The organism is Ulvibacter sp. MAR_2010_11 (assembly GCF_002813135.1).
Lineage (GTDB): Bacteria > Bacteroidota > Bacteroidia > Flavobacteriales > Flavobacteriaceae > Altibacter.
Genome location: NZ_PHTY01000001.1, coordinates 2,364,013 through 2,386,804 on the forward strand (window position 1 = coordinate 2,364,013; position 22,792 = coordinate 2,386,804).

The 22,792-nt window shown below is 39.4% G+C and carries 20 protein-coding genes; 10 read left to right on the forward strand and 10 right to left on the reverse strand.

Features of this window, described 5'->3' with window-relative positions; translation table 11 throughout:
* The first annotated feature begins 5 nt into the window (after window positions 1–5).
* Window positions 6–1,025, forward strand: a complete 1,020-nt coding sequence (locus ATE92_RS10835) for a low specificity L-threonine aldolase (protein WP_100803729.1) — start codon at window positions 6–8, stop codon at window positions 1,023–1,025.
* 51 nt (window positions 1,026–1,076) lie between these two features.
* Here ATE92_RS10835 and ATE92_RS10840 read toward each other — a convergent pair whose 3' ends face one another.
* Together ATE92_RS10840 and ATE92_RS10845 are read right to left on the reverse strand one after the other, a co-directional pair.
* Window positions 1,077–1,394 carry a YegP family protein gene (locus tag ATE92_RS10840; protein WP_100803730.1) on the reverse strand — a complete coding sequence of 106 codons (318 nt, stop codon included), beginning with the start codon at window positions 1,392–1,394 and terminating at the stop codon, window positions 1,077–1,079.
* A gap of 195 nt (window positions 1,395–1,589) precedes the next feature.
* Entirely contained in the window at window positions 1,590–1,913 is a 324-nt protein-coding gene (locus ATE92_RS10845; RefSeq protein ID WP_100804418.1) for a YbaB/EbfC family nucleoid-associated protein, read from the reverse strand.
* 64 nt (window positions 1,914–1,977) lie between these two features.
* On the opposite strand from ATE92_RS10845, the gene ATE92_RS10850 reads away from it, so the two are divergent.
* From ATE92_RS10850 to ATE92_RS10860, 3 genes are all read left to right on the forward strand, one after another.
* A complete protein-coding gene (locus tag ATE92_RS10850) occupies window positions 1,978–4,113 on the forward strand; it encodes a S9 family peptidase (RefSeq protein ID WP_100803731.1) in 2,136 nt (711 codons plus the stop codon).
* Between the two features lie 76 nt (window positions 4,114–4,189).
* Window positions 4,190–5,227, forward strand: a complete 1,038-nt coding sequence (locus ATE92_RS10855; protein WP_100803732.1) for a PLP-dependent cysteine synthase family protein — start codon at window positions 4,190–4,192, stop codon at window positions 5,225–5,227.
* A gap of 134 nt (window positions 5,228–5,361) precedes the next feature.
* On the forward strand, window positions 5,362–6,621 hold the full coding sequence (locus ATE92_RS10860; RefSeq protein ID WP_100803733.1) for an aminotransferase class I/II-fold pyridoxal phosphate-dependent enzyme: 1,260 nt from the start codon (window positions 5,362–5,364) through the stop codon (window positions 6,619–6,621).
* Window positions 6,622–6,687: 66 nt separating this feature from the next.
* On the opposite strand, the gene ATE92_RS10865 is transcribed toward ATE92_RS10860, so the two are convergent.
* The 3 genes from ATE92_RS10865 to ATE92_RS10875 all read right to left on the reverse strand — a co-directional run bounded on the left by ATE92_RS10865 (window position 6,688) and on the right by ATE92_RS10875 (window position 9,540).
* Window positions 6,688–7,296 carry an N-acetylmuramoyl-L-alanine amidase gene (locus tag ATE92_RS10865; RefSeq protein WP_100803734.1) on the reverse strand — a complete coding sequence of 203 codons (609 nt, stop codon included), beginning with the start codon at window positions 7,294–7,296 and terminating at the stop codon, window positions 6,688–6,690.
* A 69-nt stretch (window positions 7,297–7,365) separates the two neighbouring features.
* The gene (locus tag ATE92_RS10870) at window positions 7,366–8,484 is read right to left on the reverse strand and encodes a GTP cyclohydrolase (protein WP_100803735.1); all 1,119 of its coding nucleotides are present in this window, start codon (window positions 8,482–8,484) and stop codon (window positions 7,366–7,368) included.
* A gap of 12 nt (window positions 8,485–8,496) precedes the next feature.
* The gene (locus ATE92_RS10875) at window positions 8,497–9,540 is read right to left on the reverse strand and encodes a transporter (protein WP_100803736.1); all 1,044 of its coding nucleotides are present in this window, start codon (window positions 9,538–9,540) and stop codon (window positions 8,497–8,499) included.
* 108 nt (window positions 9,541–9,648) lie between these two features.
* On the opposite strand from ATE92_RS10875, the gene ATE92_RS10880 reads away from it, so the two are divergent.
* The 3 genes from ATE92_RS10880 to ATE92_RS10890 are packed head-to-tail and all read left to right on the forward strand — an operon-like array spanning window position 9,649 to window position 13,672.
* A complete protein-coding gene (locus tag ATE92_RS10880; RefSeq protein ID WP_369819710.1) occupies window positions 9,649–9,912 on the forward strand; it encodes a DUF4834 family protein in 264 nt (87 codons plus the stop codon).
* A gap of 30 nt (window positions 9,913–9,942) precedes the next feature.
* Complete coding sequence (locus tag ATE92_RS10885; protein ID WP_100803738.1) at window positions 9,943–12,384, forward strand: YfhO family protein; 2,442 nt, start codon at window positions 9,943–9,945, stop codon at window positions 12,382–12,384.
* A 4-nt stretch (window positions 12,385–12,388) separates the two neighbouring features.
* The gene (locus ATE92_RS10890) at window positions 12,389–13,672 is read left to right on the forward strand and encodes a glycosyltransferase family 4 protein (RefSeq protein ID WP_100803739.1); all 1,284 of its coding nucleotides are present in this window, start codon (window positions 12,389–12,391) and stop codon (window positions 13,670–13,672) included.
* A gap of 87 nt (window positions 13,673–13,759) precedes the next feature.
* Here ATE92_RS10890 and ATE92_RS10895 read toward each other — a convergent pair whose 3' ends face one another.
* The 3 genes from ATE92_RS10895 to uvrA form a co-directional block, all read right to left on the reverse strand.
* Window positions 13,760–15,049 carry a hypothetical protein gene (locus ATE92_RS10895; protein ID WP_100803740.1) on the reverse strand — a complete coding sequence of 430 codons (1,290 nt, stop codon included), beginning with the start codon at window positions 15,047–15,049 and terminating at the stop codon, window positions 13,760–13,762.
* A gap of 319 nt (window positions 15,050–15,368) precedes the next feature.
* Window positions 15,369–16,199: a T9SS type A sorting domain-containing protein gene (locus ATE92_RS10900; protein WP_100803741.1), complete on the reverse strand. Its 831-nt coding sequence runs from the start codon at window positions 16,197–16,199 to the stop codon at window positions 15,369–15,371.
* 50 nt (window positions 16,200–16,249) lie between these two features.
* Complete coding sequence (uvrA, locus tag ATE92_RS10905; protein WP_100803742.1) at window positions 16,250–19,027, reverse strand: excinuclease ABC subunit UvrA; 2,778 nt, start codon at window positions 19,025–19,027, stop codon at window positions 16,250–16,252.
* A gap of 256 nt (window positions 19,028–19,283) precedes the next feature.
* Between uvrA and ATE92_RS10910 the strand changes: the two genes are divergently transcribed.
* Both ATE92_RS10910 and ATE92_RS14095 read left to right on the forward strand, forming a co-directional pair.
* Window positions 19,284–19,868, forward strand: coding sequence for an RNA polymerase sigma factor (locus ATE92_RS10910; RefSeq protein ID WP_100803743.1), 585 nt, complete (start codon window positions 19,284–19,286; stop codon window positions 19,866–19,868).
* Between the two features lie 58 nt (window positions 19,869–19,926).
* The gene (locus tag ATE92_RS14095; protein ID WP_198515619.1) at window positions 19,927–20,079 is read left to right on the forward strand and encodes a hypothetical protein; all 153 of its coding nucleotides are present in this window, start codon (window positions 19,927–19,929) and stop codon (window positions 20,077–20,079) included.
* Between the two features lie 47 nt (window positions 20,080–20,126).
* On the opposite strand, the gene nth is transcribed toward ATE92_RS14095, so the two are convergent.
* On the reverse strand, window positions 20,127–20,789 hold the full coding sequence (nth, locus tag ATE92_RS10915) for an endonuclease III (RefSeq protein WP_100803744.1): 663 nt from the start codon (window positions 20,787–20,789) through the stop codon (window positions 20,127–20,129).
* Between the two features lie 30 nt (window positions 20,790–20,819).
* Here nth and bcp point away from each other — a divergent pair, with 30 nt between their 5' ends.
* Window positions 20,820–21,272 (forward strand): thioredoxin-dependent thiol peroxidase, encoded by a 453-nt coding sequence (bcp, locus tag ATE92_RS10920; protein WP_100803745.1) that lies wholly within the window; start codon window positions 20,820–20,822, stop codon window positions 21,270–21,272.
* Here the strand turns inward: bcp and ATE92_RS10925 are convergent.
* Window positions 21,265–22,731: a nicotinate-nucleotide adenylyltransferase gene (locus tag ATE92_RS10925; RefSeq protein WP_100803746.1), complete on the reverse strand. Its 1,467-nt coding sequence runs from the start codon at window positions 22,729–22,731 to the stop codon at window positions 21,265–21,267. The genes bcp and ATE92_RS10925 overlap by 8 nt on opposite strands.
* Window positions 22,732–22,792: the final 61 nt, after the last annotated feature.

The window sequence follows — 22,792 nt, forward strand, 5'->3', positions numbered from 1 at the left end:
CACCTATGATTATCGACCTACGAAGTGACACTGTTACCAGGCCTACTCCTGCTATGATGCAGGCTATTATGCAGGCCGAAACCGGTGACGATGTGTATAAAGAAGACCCCACTGTAAACGAACTGGAACGTCGCCTTGCTGAATTGTTTGGCATGGAGGACGCCTTGTACTTTCCCACAGGAAGTATGGCAAATCAGGCGGCCATAAAAATGCACACCCAGCCGGGAGAACAGTTAATATGTGATAAATGGGCCCACGTTTATAATTACGAAGGCGGGGGAGTATCATTTAACAGTGGCGTTTCCTGTAAATTAGTGGACGGAAATCGGGGGATGATTACCGCCCGGCAAGTGGAAGAGAATATCAACCCGCCCGATTTTTATCACAGTCCGTTAACGTCCTTGGTCTGTCTGGAAAACACAACAAACAAAGGAGGAGGCGCATGCTATGATCTTGAAGAAATTAAGAAGATTCGAGAGGTTTGTGATGCTCATAGCCTCGGTTTGCATTTGGACGGTGCCAGGATTTTCAATGCCATTGTAGCAAAAAAGGAAGACCCGAAAATTTATGGGAGGTTGTTCGACACCATTTCGATTTGTCTAAGTAAAGGTCTTGGAGTACCCATGGGAACAGTATTGGTTGGTAAAAAGGAAATTATGAAAAACGCCATCCGGGTTCGGAAGGTATTGGGAGGAGGAATGCGACAAATTGGGTTTATGGCAGCAGCAGGGATTTACGCGCTGGATCATCATATTGAGCGCCTAGAGGAGGACCATAAAAAAGCTTTGGAAATTGCTTCAGTGCTGGCTAAACAAACGTATGTAGAGCGTGTGGAACCCACCGAAACCAATATTGTGATATTTTACCTTTCTTCACGTATTTCGGAAAAGAAATTCCTGGACGATTTACAACAATTAAACGTTCGTATTAGTAGTATGGGACAAGGGAAACTTCGAATTGTTACCCATTTGGATTATACCGATGCCATGCATCGAAAATTGTTGACGATATTGGATTCTTATTGAATAAAAAAACCTCCGAAGTGGAGGTTTTTTTAATTTTGAAAGTACTATATATTATACCTCTTTTACCTGTGCTCCCGGAGCATTTTTAGCTACCGAAGCGATACCGTTTTTCATTCCGGCGTCGCTGGCGTACATCTGGCTGCTTCCAATGATTTGTCCGTTGGTAGATTTTATATTAAAGTGAACTTTTCCGTTTTTAGCGGTTTTTCTTTCAATACATTTTTCGTCTCCACAATTTTTCTTCACAGACTCAATTCCGTTCATAGCAGACGCTTTGGTGGCATACATTTGACTGGAAAGTATTACCTGACCGTTTCCTGCTTTTAGGACAAAGTGGAATTTATCCTTGCTTTTCTTTAATTCAAACATGTTTTTTCATTTAAGAGTTAGACTTGTAATCACGAGTTTACAATATCGCAAAAAAAAATTAGTCCATAAAGTTTATAAGGAGTTCATTTTACGGCAAATACTGTTTTTAACCTATTATAGAATGCAACTTATCGAAAACCAAAATCTTAGGAATGTGAAGTGTCTATGTAGCGGGATTTCGAATGATAAAAAGCTTTATTTAAACAAATCCATTCCAGGAATATTTGGCATTCCTTCCTTTGCAACAGCAGCTATTTCGGTTTCATGAACATTCGTAGCTTTTTCAATTGCCTTGTTTAGGGTAAGGATTAGGTAATCTTCCAGTTGTTCCTTGTCTTTCAACAACACATCGTCTATAGCAATCTTTTTAAAAGTCCTATTAGCTGTTAAAGTAACTTTTACAAGCCCGTCGCTACTTTGTGCATCGATTAATACCGTATCCAATCGTTTTTTTGTCTCTTCAACTTTCTTTTGGGTTTCTTTTAGTTTGCCCATCATTCCCATTAAATCTCCAAACATAGTTTTTTGTTTTTTATTAGAAGCAAATTTACTACTTTGCATAGAAACATTTCAGCCATCCTTTATGAAAAATTTACGGGTTATTTGCATAGCTTCGCTTATTTTTGCCGCTTCGTGTAACACTAAAGAAACCTCCAATACCGGAATGAATATCACTCCTCCTAAGGCAGATAAAGTCGCAAAAAATCTTGAAATCCATGGTGATGTGCGCGTTGACAACTACTATTGGATGAATCAGAAAGATGAGCCGGAAGTGATTGATTATCTGGAGCGCGAAAACGATTACTACGAAAAAATGACCGCGCATACCAAAAAATTCAAGGAGGATCTTTTTGAAGAAATGAAGAGCAGGATTAAAGAAGATGATGAATCGGTCCCTTATTTCTACAATGGGTACTATTATATTACCCGTTTTGAAACAGGAAAGGATTACCCCGTATATACCCGAAAAAAAGAAACATTAGACGCTGTTGAAGAAATTCTCTTTAATGTAAATGAAATGGCCGAAGGTCATTCCTTTTACAATTTGACTAGTGTGAATGTGAGTCCGGACAACAAATGGGCAGCTTTTGGTGTAGATACAGTGAGCCGAAGAAAATATACCATCTATATAAAAAACCTCGAAACAGGAAAAATCCAGCCTCAGGCAATCGAGCTTACAACCGGAAGCTCTACCTGGGCAAACGACAACAAAACCTTATTTTACACTCGAAAGGATGAGCAAACATTGCGCTCAAATCAAATATTTAGGCATTTACGAGGAACTGATACTGCGAAAGACGTATTAATTTTTACTGAAGAAGACGAAACCTTTAATACCTATGTATACAAAACCAAATCGGATAAATATTTGGTGATAGGATGCTTCAGTACGCTTACATCCGAGTTTCAGATTCTCGAAGCAAATAACCCTTCCGGAAACTTTAAAATTTTTCAACCCAGGGAAAGAGGGCTGGAATATGGAATTTCTCATATGGGGGATAGTTTTTATGTGCTTACCAATAAGGATGATGCTACCAATTTTAAGTTGATGAAGACTTCCGAGAAAAATACCACACAAGAGAATTGGGAAGATGTAATCCCGCATCGAGGCGATGTTTTAATGGAAGACATAGATATTTTCAAGGAATTTTTAGTGGTGAGTGAGCGTAATAACGGTTTAAATAAGCTACGTATTATTCGTTGGGACGGGAAGGAAGATTATTATTTACCCTTCGACAATGAAACCTATACGGCTTATACCACGCAGAATCCGGAGTTTAACTCGAAGGTACTGCGGTTTGGGTATAATTCGTTGACGACCCCGGCTTCGGTAATCGATTTTAACATGGACACTCGTGAGAAAACGATAATGAAAGAGGTTGAGGTGCTGGGAGGAAAATTCGATAAGAATAACTACCAGTCGGAACGAGTTTGGGCAACCGCCGAGGATGGTACAAAAATTCCAATTTCTATCGTTTACAGAAAAGGAGTTAAGAAGAACGGTAAAAACCCCTTATTGCTTTACGGTTACGGCTCTTATGGAGTAACTATCGATCCTTATTTTTCCTCTTCTCGTTTAAGTTTGATAGATCGAGGGTTTATTTTTGCCATTGCCCATATTCGCGGGAGTGAATATTTGGGTCGACAATGGTATGAGGACGGTAAATTGCTTAAAAAGCAGAACACCTTTACCGATTTTATCGCGGCTTCCAAATTTTTAATATCCGATGGCTATACTTCCAAAGAACATTTATATGCGTCGGGAGGGTCGGCCGGAGGACTACTAATGGGGGCTGTTATTAATATGGCGCCGGAGATTTACAACGGAGTAATTGCCTCGGTACCATTTGTTGACGTAGTTACTACTATGTTGGATGATAGTATTCCTCTAACCACCGGAGAGTATGACGAATGGGGGAACCCGAATGAAGTTGTTTATTACAATTATATGAAATCGTATTCGCCTTATGATAATGTGACCGAAAAAGTATACCCCAATCTGTTTGTAACAACCGGATACCACGACTCGCAGGTACAGTATTGGGAGCCGGCCAAATGGGTCGCGAAATTAAGAGCATTAAAAAAAGGTGATAATGTAATTTACTTTCATACCAATATGGACGCTGGACATGGGGGGGCTTCAGGACGCTTTGAAGCCTTAAAGGAAGTGGCGATGGACTATGCGTTTTTACTCGATTTGGAAGGAATAAAAGAGTAATTAAAAATTTTAGTGTACCTTTGTACGGTTTTTAAATTTAAGAAGATCGCTTAGGTTTTACAAAAAAACTCCCTTTATGAAACAAGGAATTCAAGCCCATGCTAATGTGCTGGAACTTATAGGTAACACACCGCTAATTAAGCTCAGCAACATTACTTCAAAAATGAAAGGCAATTATTTCGCCAAAGTTGAAGCATTCAATCCGGGGCATTCTACCAAAGATCGTATCGCACTGTATATTATTGAAGAAGCCGAGAAAAAAGGCATTCTAAAACCCGGTGATACCATTATTGAAACTACCAGTGGAAATACAGGATTTAGTATTGCTATGGTGAGTATCATTAAAGGGTATGAGTGTATTTTGGCGGTGAGCTCTAAGTCTTCAAACGATAAAATTGACATGCTGAAAACAATGGGAGCGAAGGTGTATGTTTGTCCTGCTCATGTTAGCGCAGACGACCCACGATCCTATTATGAGGTTGCTAAGAGACTTCACAGCGAAATAAAAGGTTCTGTGTATATCAATCAGTATTTTAATGAACTGAATATGGATGCACACTACAATACCACCGGACCGGAAATCTGGAAGCAGACAAATGGTGAAATCACACATCTTGTTGCTTGTAGCGGAACAGGAGGAACAATTTCGGGGACAGCACGATTCTTAAAAGAGCAAAACCCCAATATAAGAGTAATAGGCATTGACGCATTTGGGTCTGTGCTTCAAAAATACCATGAAACGAGAGAGTTTGATGCAAATGAAATCTATCCGTATCGTATTGAAGGTTTAGGAAAGAATTTAATTCCTACCGCAACCGATTTCGATATGATCGATAAATTTATAAAAGTAACCGATGAAACCAGTGCTCATACAGCACGCGAATTGGCGAAAAAAGAAGGTCTTTTTGTAGGTTATACCAGTGGTGCTGCTATGCAAGGCTTAAAGCAATTAGAAGAAGAAGGTGAGTTTACGCCCGAAAGTAAGGTAGTTGTTATTTTCCCGGACCACGGTTCACGATATATGAGTAAAGTATTCAGTGATAAGTGGATGAGTCAGCAAGGATTTTTTGATGCCGAATCAGAACACAGTATTTCAATAGAATATATCAAATAATATTGAGTATCAATATACTGGAAGCCGTTGCTATTAGCAGCGGCTTTTTTATTTCTACAATCTGAAAAAAAATAAATATGTTATCATATTAAATTTAAGTATTTTTGCCCCAGACAAAGAAACACGCTGTATTTATGAGAGATTTATTCGATAAAATATACAAAGATAAAGGGCCTCTAGGGAAATGGGCTGAACAAGCAGAAGGCTATTTTGTCTTCCCCAAACTGGAAGGACCTATCTCTAACCGTATGAAATTTAAGGGCAAAGAGGTGATCACCTGGAGTATTAACGACTACCTTGGTTTGGCAAATCACCCGGAGGTGCGAAAGGCAGATGCCGAGGCAGGTGCCAAATACGGTTCGGCATACCCAATGGGTGCTCGAATGATGAGTGGTCATACAGATCTTCACGAACAACTACAGCGCGAATTAGCAGCCTTTGTTAATAAAGAGGCCTCTTATTTGCTGAATTTTGGATATCAAGGGATGGTTTCAACCATAGATGCTTTGGTTTCCAAAGACGATGTAATAGTGTATGACGTAGATGCGCATGCCTGTATAATCGACGGAGTGCGTCTACATCTAGGTCAGCGTTTTACGTATAAGCACAACGACATGGAAAGTATTGAAAAGAACTTACGTCGTGCCGAAAAGGTTGCTGAAAAAACAGGAGGAGGAATTCTTTTAATTTCTGAAGGAGTTTTCGGAATGCGAGGAGAGCAGGGAAAGTTGAAGGAAATCGTTGAACTGAAGAAAAAATTCAAATTCAGATTGTTTGTGGACGATGCCCACGGCTTTGGAACCCTTGGAAAAACGGGAGCAGGAGCAGGTGAGGAGCAAGGCATTCAGGATGATATAGACGTGTATTTTGCCACTTTTGCGAAGTCAATGGCAAGTACGGGAGCCTTTATCGCCGGCGATGAGGAAATTATGAATTATCTAAAATACAACCTACGTTCTCAAATGTTTGCCAAATCATTGCAAATGCAGTTGGTTGAAGGCGCATTGAAGCGATTGGATATGCTACGCACCATGCCCGAGCTTAAGGAAAAGCTTTGGGATAATGTGAATGCGTTGCAAAACGGATTGAAAAAACGTGGTTTCGATATTGGCACCACACAAAGTTGTGTAACTCCGGTATATTTAAAAGGAAGTATTCCTGAGGCTATGGCATTGGTAAAGGACTTACGAGAAAATCATGGAATTTTCTGTTCTATTGTGGTTTATCCGGTGATCCCAAAAGGCTTGATACTTTTACGTATGATTCCTACGGCATCGCATACGATGGAGGATATTGAAGAAACATTAGTTGCTTTTTCGGCAATTCGTGAACGCCTTGAAAATGGAACTTATAAACGTCTTTCGGCAGCAGTTGCCGCAGCCATGGGCGAATAAAAAGTTGAACATATAAAAAAAGAGGCTGTTTAAAACAGCCTCTTTTTTTTTGTAAAATTTAGAGTGTTATAAATCTGAAACAAATTCCAGAATGGTTTTGGCAATTTCCGTTTGTTGCTCGGTATTTACCAAATCATTTCTATTTCTTTCGTTACTTAAGAAACCCAATTCGACAGTCATTGCAGGCACTTTAGTATTTTTCAATAAATAAAAGTTTGCTTTTTTCACCTTGGCCTCATTAAAATTATCGGTTGCAATAAATTTCAAACTCAGTTTGTCTGCGAGCTCTTTCGATTTTTGTGATGTTTCAGCAACATAAATTTCAACACCCGAATGTTCAGGATTTTCACTTGAATTGATATGCAACGAAAGCACCACGTCGGGTTTTAGTGAGTTGATAAAATTTACCCGTTCCGAAAGCGACATTTCGGTGTCGTGAGTTCTTGTAAAATGAATTTTTATGCCTTTATCTGAATTCGCTTCAGCTATTTTATAGCCAATCTGCTGCACGACATCTTTTTCAGAAATGCCATCCACCTGCACGCCGAAATCATCACCGCCGTGTGATAAATCGATCACGACAACAGTTTCTTTTTTTGAAGTAGTAGTAGGGGTAGTAAATGAGAAAGCGGCAATTACCAATAGGCATAGAAATAATTTAATAGGGGTCTTCATAAACGGTTTAATTTGGGGTTAACAGAGTATTAAACCCAAAAACAAACTAATTATTGTATAAAAACTCTATTAGAGGTCTATTCTATAGGTACTGCGTTCTTTGTGTTGTACAGGATTGTAATCTTTCCAAAGTAGTTGTACGGCAGTATTTTCAATCAATTCGGGGTTGGTTTCTACCGTTTTAATTCCTTTGGCATTGAAAAGATGCTGCATTTCTTCGAAAATGATTGCCGTCACCCCTTTGCCTTGATATTCAGGGTCAATTCCAATAAGGTAGAAGGCAGCTTTGTCGTTTTTCTTCTGAGCCTGTAAAATATGATACCATCCTGTAGGCATCAACTTACCATTGGCTTTTTTTAGCGCTTCAGAAAAGGAAGGCATCACCACCGAAAAGGCGATTAGTTTCCCTGTTTTATCTTTGATACAGGTAATATAATCGGGATGAATAAAGCTGAAATATTTTTCCTTGTAATAATCAATCTGGTATTGCTGAACCGGCACAAATGTCTGCAGGGTATTATAGGTTTTGTTCAACAAGCCAAACATGGCATCCACGTAGGGTAGTATTTCCTTTTTATTTTTGAATCTAATGACCGTAAGTTCGTAGCGCTCTCTGATAATTCTTGAAAACTTCTGCACTTTTTCGTAAGCAGTTTCTGGAATTTGCAGTGAATATTCAACCCAGGTCGCTTGTTTTTGAAAGCCCAATTCCTCCATATGTTTTGCATAATACGGATGATGGTACCATGTAATCATGGTGTTTAACTCCTCGAACCCCTTGGTGAGAATACCGGCTTTTTCCATATTGGAAAAACCTACAGGGCCTTCAGCATATTCAAGATTATTGGCTCGGCCTTTTTCATAAACTTTCTCCATCAAGGCTTTAGTAACCTCAAGATCATCAATCATATCCAACCACCCGAAGCGCACCTTCTTCTTTCCAATTTCTTCTACTTCCAGATGATTCACAATCACCGCGATCCTTCCAACAATTTTTCTGCCCATATAGGCAAGATAGTAAGCGGCTTCTGCGTTTTTAAAAACAGGATTTTTTGTACTGTCCAGGGTTTCCATTTCGTCTTTAATTAGCGGAGGAACCCAGTATTTACAGTTTTTATACAGTTGAAACGGAAAGGTTACAAACTGCTTTAAGTCTTTTTTGTTGGTTACTTGTAGTACTTTTATCATATATCACTTTCGCTAAAGTCCGCCGTCTCCACCATCGGTTCCTCCATCACCACCATCATCTTCAACACCATCTTTACGTTTGCTTTTTTTGTCTTTTTTTCGCTTCTCTTTATTTGCTTTTTTGTTCTTACGACCCGATTTCCCTTTTTCTTCTACATATTCGTCTGTGTCGTGCATATCGAAGCGATAGGAAGCTCCTACACGTGCATAAAAACGGGAAGGGGTATCCTTAAAATTGATGATTACCGATCCATCCACTTGAAAGTTTTCAGTAATTAATACCGCTGCCCCTCCACGAAACAACTGATCTGCATAAAAGTCGCTTTTGATTCCTTGATTTTCTACAAAAATTGAAAACCAATCGGTTGGCGTATGAGTAAGTGTTAAAATATAGGAATATACGGGTTCGTCGGTAGTAATTCGGTCTACTATAATATTGGTCACAAATACAAATCCGCCAATCCAATTATTCTGAGTGGAAAGTACGAACTTCGGACTTATAGACGAACCGTCCTCTGAGGTGGAATACGGATTAGTAAGTTTATCAACCGGATTTTCAGTAAAATCAAAATTAGCACCTGCATAGACCGAAACTGCAGGAATAAGGTCTTTCCACTGCATTTTATTATTGGCCTTCCAGCTGTATAAGTTAGGACCTTCCAGTACCATTTTGCGGTAGGGGTCGTATACCAGATATTTGGCGCCAAGCGTATTGCTTCTAAAATTGCTTACTTTTCGCTCTTCCGAAGGGTTAAATTGTAAAAAAGTATTGGTGTTAGATTGATATTCGCCCATTAGGCTTACTTCCAGTTCTTCTTTCCAAACACCGTATCTCACGCTGTAATCGAATATAAAAGCATTCGTTTCAGTTTGTAATAACCTATGTTTTTCTTTCCCAATACTTAATCCGGATTCAAACTGAAGTACTTTTTTTCCAACCGAAAACGCTCCTAATGAAGCACCCGGGCGATTAGAATTGAGTTCTTCGGTGTATTGAGCCGAAACATTTAAAAAAGGAATAAGAAGAAAAAGAAATAAAATGTTTCGGGTGTGCATAGTATTTTCGGTTTAGTTCAAAGATATAAGATTTTATCATTTATTTAATAGTTGATTTTCGTCTTTTTCTGCATCAATCCTTACTTTTGAAAAAGATTACAACCCACTATGATGACTTTTTTAAAAACGATTTTAATCATCCTTCTGGTATACTTCGGATTAAAGTTTCTTGTAAAACTGCTAACTCCTTATGTTATGCGGTATATCGCAAAGAAAGCCGGCCAGAAATTTGAGCAAGCCTTCGGAAATAACCCCTTCCAGCCTCCAAAAAAGGAAAAGGAAGGCAGTATTTCCATCGATAAAACGCCTTCTTCAAAAACAAAAAGTAAGTCTACCGTTGGTGAGTATGTGGATTACGAAGAAATTGATTAATTTTCAAACTTCATATCACATACACAATCTATGCAACGGTTTTTAAAGGATTTCTTACCACATATTGTAATACTTTTTCTCTTTGTCATTGCTTCGTTAGCTTATTTTAGTCCCGTATTACAGGGAAAGCAGCTATTTCAAAGCGATATTGTACAATATACGGGAATGGCGAAGCAGCAAAACGATTTTCGGGAAGTTACGGGTCAGGAAACATATTGGACAAATAGTGCGTTTGGAGGAATGCCCACCTATCAACTGGGTGCAAAATATCCGCACAATTATATCAAGAAATTAGACCTTGCATTACGGTTCTTGCCAAGACCGGCAGACTATCTCTTCCTGTATTTCATGGGAATTTATATACTTTTCTTAGTGCTGAAAGTCGACTACAAACTGGCCTTTTTAGGTGCTTTGGCATTTGGTTTTTCAACTTACCTTATTATAATTCTTGGAGTAGGCCATAATGCAAAGGCACACGCCATTGCTTATATGCCGCTCGTATTAAGCGGAATATTCCTCACCTTTCGGGGGAAATATGCCTACGGGTTCATCCTCACAACTATTGCGTTGGCACTGGAGCTGGTGACCAATCACTTTCAAATGACTTATTATCTTTTGTTGTTGGTCATAATTATTGGAATTGCCTATCTAATAGATGCCGTTAAAAAGAAAAAACTGGCACACTTTGGCAAGGCAGTTGGTGTGATGGCCATTGGTGCCGTGATCGCAGTTGGGCTTAACGCCACAAATATTCTTGCCACAAAAGAATATGCAGATACTTCTACGCGTGGAAAGAGCGAGTTAACAATCAACCCCGATGGCACTCCGAAATTGGCTTCTTCCGGACTTAATTACGATTATATAACTGAATACAGTTACGGTAAACTGGAAAGTCTCAATCTGTTTATTCCCAATTTTATGGGAGGTGGTTCCGGTGACCCTCTTCCTGAAAATTCGGAAACGGTTGAAGTATTGCTCCGCATGGGCGCATCGCAGCAGGATGCCAATCAAGTTTTAAATCAGGTGCCGGTTTACTGGGGAGAACAGCCTATTGTTGCTGCTCCCGCCTATATTGGCGCAGTGGTTATTTTTCTTGCCTTATTAGCTCTCTTTTTAGTAAAAGGCAGGCTGAAATGGTGGATTATAGCAGCTTTTTTATTGAGTTTATTCCTCTCCTGGGGTAAGAACTTTAGTTTTTTAACCGAATTTTTTATCGATAATATTCCGCTTTACAGCAAATTCAGGGCGGTTTCTTCTATTCAGGTAATCATAGAGTTAGTGCTGCCAATACTGGCTGTAGTGGGATTACATCAATTTTTTAATGGATTTGAAAAGCAAGAACGGAAAAAGAAGGCATTGTTGTTCGCAACCGGAATAGCCGGCGGGGCTGCGTTGGTATTTTTATTGTTTAAGTCGAGCTTATTCGATTTTGCCAGTCCCTACGACACCTATTTTTTGGAAGACTTAGGCTTACCGTTTGTTGAAGCCATGCGTGAAGACAGAATGTCTCTTATGACGTCCGACACCATTAGATCTCTGGTATTTGTATTGCTTGCCGCTACTAGTTTGTGGCTTTTTCTGAAAGCCAAGCTGAAGGAAACCGCAACGGTAACTTTGTTGGCAATTCTAATAGTAATCGATCTTGTTGGCGTAGACAGAAGGTATGTGAATAATGAAAATTTTGTTTCGGCCAGACAGGTGGAAGCACCTTTTGAGAAAAATGGCGCCGACGTCCAAATTTTGGAAGACGATGGGTACTTTAGAGTATACGATGCTACTACCAATCCTTTTAACAGTGGTCGCGCAAGCTATTACCACAATGCATTAGGGGGTTACCATGCGGCAAAACCGGGAAGGATTCAGGATTTAGACGATTTTTATTTGAACAAAGGTGATATTGGAATTCTGAATATGATGAATGTCCGGTATATCATTACGCAGGCTAAGAATGGAGGAGCGGTGGCACAGCGTAATCCGTACGCTAACGGAAGTGCCTGGTTTGTTGAAAATGTAATGTTAGCCGAAAATGCAGACGAAGAAATTAGACTGCTGGACAGCTTAAATACCAAAGAAACGGCAATAATTCTCAAGGATTTTCTTTCGGAAGTGCCTTTAGACAAGATTGTGAGGGATTCTACTGCCACTATCGAACTCGTAAGTCATCAACCAAATCATTTGGTGTATGAAGCGGCGACAACTTCACCGCAACTTGCTGTTTTTTCAGAAGTGTATTACCCCCACGGATGGAACGCTTATATTAACGGCAAGCCAGCTCAATATATTCGAGCCAATTATGTGCTACGTGCAATTCGAGTTCCTTCAGGAAATTCGAAAATTGAATTTAAATTTGAGCCACAAGTAGTTACAACAGGAAGTACCATAAGCTTGGCGAGCAGTCTCTTATTATTAGCTATGATTCTGGGGACAGCATGGTTTACATATAGGAAGCGAACGTCACATTCAAGCGACTAATAGTATGAAGCGAGCTCTTGTAATTACCTATTATTGGCCACCGGCCGGAGGTCCCGGAGTACAGCGCTGGCTTAAGTTTGTAACATATTTTAAGGAATTTGGAATTGAACCCATTGTTTATATTCCCGAAAATCCGCATTACCCCCTTATAGATGAGACCTTTGTCGCTGAAGTGCCAAAAGACGTTGAAATTATAAGTCTTCCCATTAAAGAACCGTATCGTTTTGCTGGCCTGCTTTCAAAAAAGAAGACAAAGCAAATAAGCAGTGGTATTATCGCCAAAAAAGAGTCTTCTTTTCTGGAAAAAATGCTGTTGTATATCCGGGGAAATTATTTTATTCCCGATGCTCGCGTAGGGTGGGTACAACCTTCGGTTCGATTTTTAAAGGAATATCTTTCCAAAAACCCGGTCGATGTTATTATTACTTCCGGGCCGCCACACAGTCTGCACTTAATTGGAATTGAGTTAAAGAAGCAGTTAAATGTTACATGGATGGCCGATTTCAGAGATCCCTGGACAACGATTCATTATCATAAATCGCTACGCCTCACAGAGTCTTCAGAAAGAAAACACAAAGCATTAGAGGCAAAAGTCCTGGATACAGCTAATTTGGTAGTTGTTACCAGTCCCACCACAAAGGCAGAATTCGGAATGATTACCGATACACCCATTGAAGTTGTAACCAACGGCTATGACATATCAGAAAAAATTAATGTGAGGCTGGATACAAAATTTTCCCTTGCTCATATTGGTTCTCTATTATCCGAGCGCAATCCCAAAGTCTTATGGAAGGTACTTGCTGAAATTGCTTCGGAAAACGATATGTTTAAAAAGGATCTTGTATTGAAATTAGCCGGAACCGTGAGTGAAGATATTCTGGCTTCTATCGAAAAATATAAGCTGAAAGATAATTTGGAGATTTTGGGATATGTTTCTCATTCCGAAGCATTGCAATTGCAGCATAAAGCGCAAGTGTTATTGTTAATAGAAATGGATCGTCCCGAGACACGCTCTATCATCCCCGGAAAGCTATTCGAATACCTCGCCGCCAAAAGACCTATTATTGCAATAGGGCCTCAAGGAAGTGATATGGCCGGGATTGTTTCGGAAACAGGAAGCGGTGCCTTTTTTACCTATTACAATGAAGAGGAGTTAAAGCTGGAAATTCTTCGGCTGTATACAAGGTATTCAGAAGGAACGCTCACACAAATTTCCTCGTCTGTGGAAGCTTTCAGCAGAAGGGAGCTTACCAGTAGAATGGCGCAAATTATAAAAAGCATTTGCTAAGAATTCAAATCATTTCAATACTATAAAAAGAAACCCCCGCTCGACACGATGTCTCACGGGGGTTTCAACTAACCAACCAAAAAAATCTTATTGTCCGCCGCCTCTTCGTGAGTTGGAACCTTCTCTTTTAGTTCCTGAAGAGCCTTTAGACGAATTGCTGCGTTTTGTAACCTGCTTTCTACTTGAAGTAGGTTTCGCAGCTGAGTTTCGTTTATTCTGTGTAGCACCTTTTATAGTACTTCCCTTTGAGGTATTTCCTCGTTGCTGAGAAATTACAGGTCTGGTATTTTTTGCCTTATCTCCCGATCTTGACGCTCTGGAGCTATTGGAAACTCTTGCATCTCCCTTCGAAGGGTTACCACGAGTCACAACAGGCTTGCCTTTGGTGTTATTGCTACCCGGATTACCGCGGTTTACAGTAGGTCTGCCTTTAGAATTACCATTATCAGGATTACCCCGACTTACCACAGGTCTGCCTTTTGTATTTCCGGAATTTATATCATTGGAGGGTCTTCCTCTATTAACTGAATTGTTTCCGTTAGATGAGTTTCCATTTCTGGATAATGTATTCTCACGTTTCGAATTCCCATTATTGTAATTTCCTCTAGCTAAATCTCTCTCTCCTCTTGGGTTCGCGGAGGCATACGAATTTCTACGATTAGGGTTGTAATCTTTGTTTTTAGCTACACGACCATCCTTGTAGTGCTTACGACTTCCTGGTCTGTGAAAATCACGTCTACCATTGTTATAGGCTACACGATGTCTGTTTTTATAGTACTGTCTGTGGTGATGATAACTATAACGGTGTGGGTTGTAATATTGTCTATATGGATAATCATACACCACACAACTTGCGTAATACGGACGAGCATAGTACACGTGCCATGGACGATAAATATAATGAGGTGTCCAAACGTTTATATATCCTGTATAGTGGGAAAAATGCCCATAGGGATTGTAATACACATGTAATCCGCCTACACGGACAATTCTTCTGTCGTTATACTGAATTTCGGTATTTCCGGCTTGTGAAATACGACCGTATCTGTCATAATAAATTGGCACATCTTCCACCTGAATCACAGCACCGTAATCATCGTACTGCACGTAGGTATCGTAATCGTATCCCGAGTTAAAGTTAATATTTACATTCGGGGTGTTGATATTCACGTTAACGTTTCCGCCTCGGTCACGTCCCAGATATACAAAATCAAACTGACCGTCCGGGAAGACTGAAAATTCTACGCCACCTTCCACAAAAATATATGCGGAACCGTCGTAGCTGAAATTTGAAGGGCTTACCATACTTGAAGCCACTGTCTTACTTGAGACTCCTATAAGTAGGAGAGCGATAATTACTGTGGTTACATTTTTCATACTGCTAAAATTAGGGTTGTACTTGCTTTAATTTTTTTGGTCAGCTTTGTACATTAAAATAGTAACCAACGACCGTGCCAAAAATGTAAACTTCATATATTACGGGGGTTTTGGAGGAGTGGAAATTTTTAAAAGAAAGGTGTAAACGAAAAATCCGCCAAACCTTTTTACGGGAGCGACGGATTTTTAACTAACCAACCAAAAAACTATTTTTCTTTTTCTAATGTTTTTGAGCTACTAAGTAACTCTGTAAACTAAATTACAATCATCGTGCCAAAAAATAATTTAAAGTGGTAATCTATTGTTAAAGAATGGATTTTCATTGTACAATAAACTTGTTTGTTTTTAGCAGTTTATTTTCTGAAAAAACCTGATAGAAGTACAGACCTGAGGCGTAATCCATATTGCTAATGGTAACATACTCCTTTGTTATTTTTTCATCTCTAACGAGTTTTCCATTATGGTTAAAAATTTTAATTTGGTCAACAGCTGCTTTAGTGGGTAGCTGAAGGATGGAAATGTTTTTAACCGGGTTGGGGTAGAGGATGATTTGATTTGTTAAATATTCATCGACACCTAAGAAGCATTCCGTTGCATTATTAAAAAGTATTATTTCGCCATTATGTCTGAAACAATGTAATTCACTACCTCCTTCAATATTTGATCGTCCAGGACATAATCCTCCATTTGTTGATCCAATTCCTTCAATCCAAAATTCATTATAGTAATTATTTTCCATTTCAAGTACCTTCCGATCTTGTCCCGCAATAAATTGACTTGAAATAGAAACTACGGTTAAGTTGCAACAACGCGGTAAGCACGAAAAATAGCCGTGTTCAAAGACTTCTCCAACTTCAAGCGTAAAATCTAATAGGATTGTTTCAACATTGGATGTATTTAAGAAGTATAGTTTCCCGTTTTCTTCACGGAGTAAACAATCCGTAGCACTTCCGTCAACGTTTACCCTCTTATAAATATAATTATTAATTGGAACATTCTCACCTAAACTGAATTGGTAATATACGGTTGGGTCATAAACATCGTAAGTGACAACACCCCAAGTATTCCCGTCTTCCAACATAGGAAGGTAGGACTGCGCATATATGAAGTTAACGCTTAAAAGGAGTAGAAAAGTAAATAGCACTTTCATATCGATATATTGAAATGAACACTAAAACACCAGGGAGATTCTTAAAGATACTAAATCTTTTCTTTCAAATAAGAAGCAGTATAAGAGTCCTTATTTTTTACAAGCTCTTCGGGTGTTCCCTGCGCCATAATTTGGCCTCCATTTTCGCCACCGTCCAATCCCAGATCGATGATATAATCGGCACATTTAATAAGGTCGAGATTGTGCTCAACTACTATAACTGTATGGCCTTTGTCCAATAGAGCATAAAAGGAAGCCAGTAATTTTTTAATGTCGTGAAAGTGTAATCCGGTAGTGGGCTCGTCAAAAATAAACAGCGCCTTTTCCTTGGTGGTTCCCTTCACCAAAAAAGAAGCCAGTTTAATACGCTGTGCTTCTCCGCCGGAAAGGGTAGAGGAGCTTTGTCCCAATTGCACATAACCAAGCCCTACATCCTGCAAGGGTTGTAGTTTGGTTACAATTTTTGTTTCCTTGTTTTCAATAAAAAAGGCAACAGCCTCATCCACCGTCATAGTAAGTAAATCGTGGATGTTTTTACCGGCATAGGTAACTTCCAGAATTTCCTTTTTAAAGCGTTTTCCGTTACAGGTATCGCATTCCAGATGCACATCGGCCATAAACTGCATTTCGATGGTTACTTCACCTTCCCCTTTACAGGTCTCACAGCGCCCTCCGTCTACATTAAAACTGAAATGCTTTGCCTTATAACCCCGAATATCCGATAGTTTTTGAGAGGCATACAGGTTTCTTATATCGTCATAGGCTTTTATATAGGTCACCGGATTCGACCTGCTGGAGCGTCCAATAGGATTCTGATCGATAAATTCGACACTGCCAATGCTGCTGAAATTTCCTTCCAAAGCTGAAAACTGACCCGGTTTGTCGCCGTAACCTCCAATTTGACGGAGGATTGCCGGATACAGAATCTTTTTTACAAGTGTGCTCTTTCCACTTCCCGAAACTCCTGTGACAGCGGTAAATACGCCCAAAGGAAAGATCGCATCTATATTTTTTAAATTGTTTTGTCGTGCCCCTTTAACGGTGATTGCATTTTTCCACTTACGGCGTGTTTTGGGCACTTCAATTTGCAACGTGCCATTGAGGTAACCGGCAGTTAGCGAATCGGATTTTAAAATGTCTTTGTAGGTTCCTGTTGCGACAACTTCCCCTCCAAAAGTTCCGGCTTCCGGACCAATATCGATAATTTCGTCTGCGGCCTTCATAATATCTTCGTCGTGTTCTACAACAATTACCGTATTTCCTAAATCACGTAACGCCTGTAAAACCACAATTAGGCGTTCGGTGTCTTTTGGGTGGAGTCCTATGCTGGGTTCATCCAGAATATACATAGAACCTACCAAGCTACTCCCCAACGAAGTGGCTAAATTAATTCGTTGGGATTCCCCGCCGGACAGCGTGTTCGATTTCCGGTTGAGGGTGAGATAGCTCAGGCCAACGTCCATTAAGAACGCAAGACGGTTGTTAATTTCCAACAGTAAGCGTTTGGCAACTTTCGATTGGTATTCGGTAAGGGTGATATTTTTAAAAAATTCGGCGGTTTTGTCCAGTGGTAATTCGACCAGTTCCTGGATCGACTTTCCGTCAATCTTTACATACCCGGCTTCGGGACGCAGTCGCTTTCCATGGCAGGTGTGGCATTTTGTTTTTCCGCGATAGCGAGATAACATCACCCGATTCTGAATTTTATAACTTTTAGATTCCAAATATGAAAAGAAATCGTTTAGGCCTTCAAAGTATTTGTTGCCTTCCCAAATGAGTTGCTTTTGTGCTTCCGAAAGCTCAAACCAGGGTTTGTGAATGGGGAAATCGAATTTGTAGGCATTGTTTACAAGCTGATCTCTATACCAACCCATGCTGTCCCCACGCCATGGGAAGATGGCATTGTCGAAAATTGAAAGGGCTGTATTTGGAATTACTAAATCTTCGTCAATTCCAATCACATCGCCATAACCTTCGCAAGTAGGGCAGGCACCATACGGATTATTAAAGCTGAATAAATGCACATTGGGTTCCACAAATGCAATCCCGTCGGCTTCAAAACGGTTGTTAAACTCCTGAAAAGATCCATCCGAAAGTTTTTCGATGAACAATTCGCCTTTTCCTTCAAAAAAAGCAATCTGCACCGCATCTGCCAGTCGGTTATAAAAATCTTCTTCGTTTTTGGTAATAATACGATCTACTACCAATTGAATGTCTTTGGGAAAAGAACTGCCTTTTAATTCATCAATCCGAACGACTTCCTTATTAATTTTCACTCTCGCATATCCTTGTTGCGCAAGAGCCTGCAGTTTGTTCTCCATACTTCGGCCTTCTTCAAGGTGAATAGGAGCGAGTAACAGTAATTTTTCGTTTTCCTGAAACGATTTAATATAATTGATAACATCGCTAACCGTATCCTTTTTTACTTCGTTGCCGGAAACCGGGGAATAGGTAATTCCTATACGGGTGTACAATAATTTTAGGTAATCGTAAATTTCGGTGGATGTTCCTACCGTTGAACGCGGATTGGTTGCATTTACTTTTTGTTCGATGGCAATTGCAGGAGCGATTCCCTTGATGGAATCAACCTTCGGCTTATTAAGTCTTCCAAGAAATTGTCGTGCGTAGGACGACAGACTTTCTACATAGCGTCTCTGGCCTTCAGCATATAAGGTATCGAAAGCCAAACTGGATTTGCCACTACCTGAAAGCCCCGTAATCACTACTAATTTGTTGCGAGGAATGGCAACCGAGATATTTTTAAGGTTATGCAGCTTTGCACCCTGGATAACTATGTTTTTTTTAGTGTCTATGGTATCGAGATTCACCTTTTGCCTAGTTTTTCAGTAGATTTTTGCAAAGATACTACATAGAAATCGGCTATACACCTTAACATAAATTATATTTTTTTTAAGAAAAAACCCACTTTTTTTTGCATTTGTGAATTGTTTGTTGTTATATTTACCCCACTTAACGTCATTTATAAAAATTATTGCCTATAGCATATTACTACTTTTAAGAATAAAAAATTCACAACAACTAAGCAACCAAAAGTAATAGTTGTTTATTTTAAAAAGTATTGATATGAAGCAAAGCCCAACAACAGATGCGCTTTTAGTAAGCGCTTATATGAATGGCGACGAACCTGCACTTTGCGAGCTAATCACGCGCCACAAGCAAAGAATCTACAGTTTTATTTATTCCAAGGTATTCGATCGCGATGTCGCTGAAGATATTTTTCAGGACACCTTTATTAAAGTCATTAAAACATTAAAACGAGGAGCCTACAATGAGGAGGGTAAATTCCTACCCTGGGTGATGCGTATTGCTCACAACCTGGTGATTGATCATTTCAGAAAGAATAACAGGATGCCCAAGTTTGAAAACAACGACGATTTCAATATATTTTCTGTGCTTTCAGATGGTGCATTAAACATTGAAAAACAAATGATTAAAGGTCAGGTTGAAAACGACGTACGCCGTCTTATTGAAGAACTTCCGGAGGACCAAAAACAGGTGCTTATGATGCGAATTTATAAGGATATGAGCTTTAAGGAAATTAGCGAGCAAACCGGCGTGAGTATTAACACAGCCTTGGGACGCATGCGTTACGCACTTATCAATTTGCGGAAGGTGATTGAAAAACACAATATTATATTAACGAACTAATACAATAATCCATTTTTTGCGGCGTTATTAGGTAACATTAACCTCAAAATTACGTTCTATGCAAAAAATGTACTCTGAAACCTCACGTACGGAGCGCGTGAATAAAGATTTGGCTCCAAAAGAAGAAACTATTCGTTTTCTTCTGGATTACTCGAAGGCTTTAAGTGTTATAGATTATAATAAATTGAAGTTTGAAGCACTTCTAAACTAAACTTTGGAAAGACCCCGAAATCAATTTTCGGGGTTTTTTTATGCATTCTATTTACCTCTTTTTGCTTTGTAATAAGCTGTAAGGATCGATTTTCTTCCTATGGTTTTTGTAATGATATCCTTTTCCATATCCCAGCCTCTGGCAGGAGAGTATTGTCTTCCGTACCAAATAATCTGCAGGTGTAATTCGTTCCATAAATCCTCTGGAAAAAGGCGCTTGGCATCCTTTTCGGTTTGAACCACATTCTTTCCATTCGAAAATCCCCATCGGTACAATAGCCTGTGAATATGCGTGTCTACAGGAAAGGCAGGAATATTAAAGGCTTGCGACATCACCACACTGGCAGTTTTATGACCCACTGCAGGCAAAGCTTCCAGAGCTTCAAAACTGGCAGGTACTCTGCCGTTGTATTTTTCGATTAGTATTTCTGAAAGTCCGTGAATTCCTTTTGACTTCATGGGAGACAATCCAACAGGTTTTATAATTTCCCTTATATCTTCCACCGAAAGTTTGACCATATCGTAGGGATTGTCGGCAATTCGAAACAATAAGGGAGTTATTTTATTTACGCGCACGTCGGTGCTTTGTGCCGAAAGCAAAACAGCAATCAGTAGGGTATATGGATCTTTATGGTCTAAGGGTATCGGAATTTCGGGGTAAATGCTCTTTAGGGTATTAATAACGAAGTTTACCTTTTCCTGTTTGGTCATTTTAGCTACTTTTACACAAAAATAAGGGAAATGAAAATACTACAAGTAGGAGAAGCTGTTCCAAATTTTACAACAACAGATCAGGATGGAAATACGGTCTCATTATCAGATTACAAAGGAAAGAAATTAGTTGTTTTCTTTTACCCTGCTGCTAGTACGCCAACATGTACGGTAGAAGCCTGTAACCTTCGGGATAACTATGCTGTGTTGAAAGAGGCAGGATACGAGATTCTGGGAGTGAGTGCCGATACGGAACGAAAACAGAAAAATTTCAGTAAGAAATATAAATTTCAATATCCGCTTTTAGCCGATACTAACAAGGAAGTTATCAATGCCTTTGGTGTTTGGGGTCCTAAAAAATTCATGGGACGCACCTTTAATGGCATTCACCGAATTACATTCGTGATCGATGAAAAAGGAATTGTGACCAAGGTTATAGATGACGTGAAAAGCAAAATTCACGCAGAGCAGATACTTAGTTAGTAGCTTCTTTGGTCTTTTTTGAAGGAGAGGCTATACAGCTAAACAAGCATTTTTCTTTAATAATTTCAGATACTCCGGGAGGTAACATCTCTTCCCAGCCTTCTTCGCCGTTTTCAATTTTGGTAAGCACTTCTCTGGAGAAAATATCCAGAATGTTAGGATTGAAATCTTTGATATCCACAACTTTTCCATTGTATTTAAAGAATTTGTATAATTCTTTCATACGTGGGTGAACTTTCAGATTTTCACTATCGGTATATTCACCGGTTTCTGCATCCCGCATAGGATATAGGTACACTTTTAAATCTTTAAAGAATAACTTTCCAAAGGCTTCAAGGATACCACCACTTAAATGACGATAGTATTTTTCATCAAAAATATCTACCAGATTGTTTACACCCATGGCCAGTCCTAAGCGCATTTTTGTATATCTGGAAAAGTATTCCACGAGTTTGTAAAACTCTTGAAAATTGGAAATCATAACCGTATGACCCAGTGAACAGAGGAGGCGAGCGCGATCCATAAAATCTTCTTCGTCTATTTCTCCTTCGGCACGAAGGTTTGAAAGTGTAATTTCAAAAATAACTTCAGTACGTTCCTTTTCTACCTTGTTTTCGTTTAGGAACATCTCATACGATTTCTCGTACATGTCGATATTTACCTTGGTAACGGGTCTGAAACTTCCGCGCAATGCAAGAATGTTCTTCTTATAAAGCACTCTGGCGGGCAACAAATTATTCCCATCGGGACCAAACATAATGGCGTCGGTCATTCCGTTTTTAATAAGCTGTAAACTCATTAATCGATTGTCAACATCTTCAAATTTTGGACCTGAAAAGTTGATAGTATCGATTTCAATTTTATCCTTGTCTATATGATCGTAGAGGTAACGCAGCAATTTTTTGGGAGCATCATACTTATAATACGCTCCATAGATTAGATTGACGCCCAGGATTCCCAGCGTAATTTGCTGTAGCATAGCGTCATTTTCGTGAAAACGAATATGAAGAGTAATTTCGTTATAATCTTCTTTGGGATCTACCTGATAGCGAATTCCCAGCCATCCATGCCCTTTGTATTTCTTAGCAAAATCTATGGTAGCAACGGTGTTCGCAAACGCAAAGAATAATTTATTAGGATGTTTTTCACGAATGATACGCTCTTCAATAAGCTGCATTTCATGTGAAAGCATTTTTTTAAGACGGGATTCTGTTACATAACGTCCGTCTTCTTCTTCCCCGTAAATGGCATCGCTAAAATCTTTATCGTAAGCCGACATTGTTTTTGCAATGGTTCCGGAGGCTCCACCGGCTCTAAAGAAATTTCGGACCGTCTCTTGACCGGCACCGATTTCAGCAAAAGTTCCGTAGATATTTTCGTTTAAATTTATCCGAAGAGCCTTACTTCTTATGGACGGAATATTTTCAAATTCCTTGTCGCCTAAAATGTGATCCGGCATAACAATTTTTTATTAGGGGGTATTGTATAACAAAGGTAACAAATACAATAGGCAAACAAAA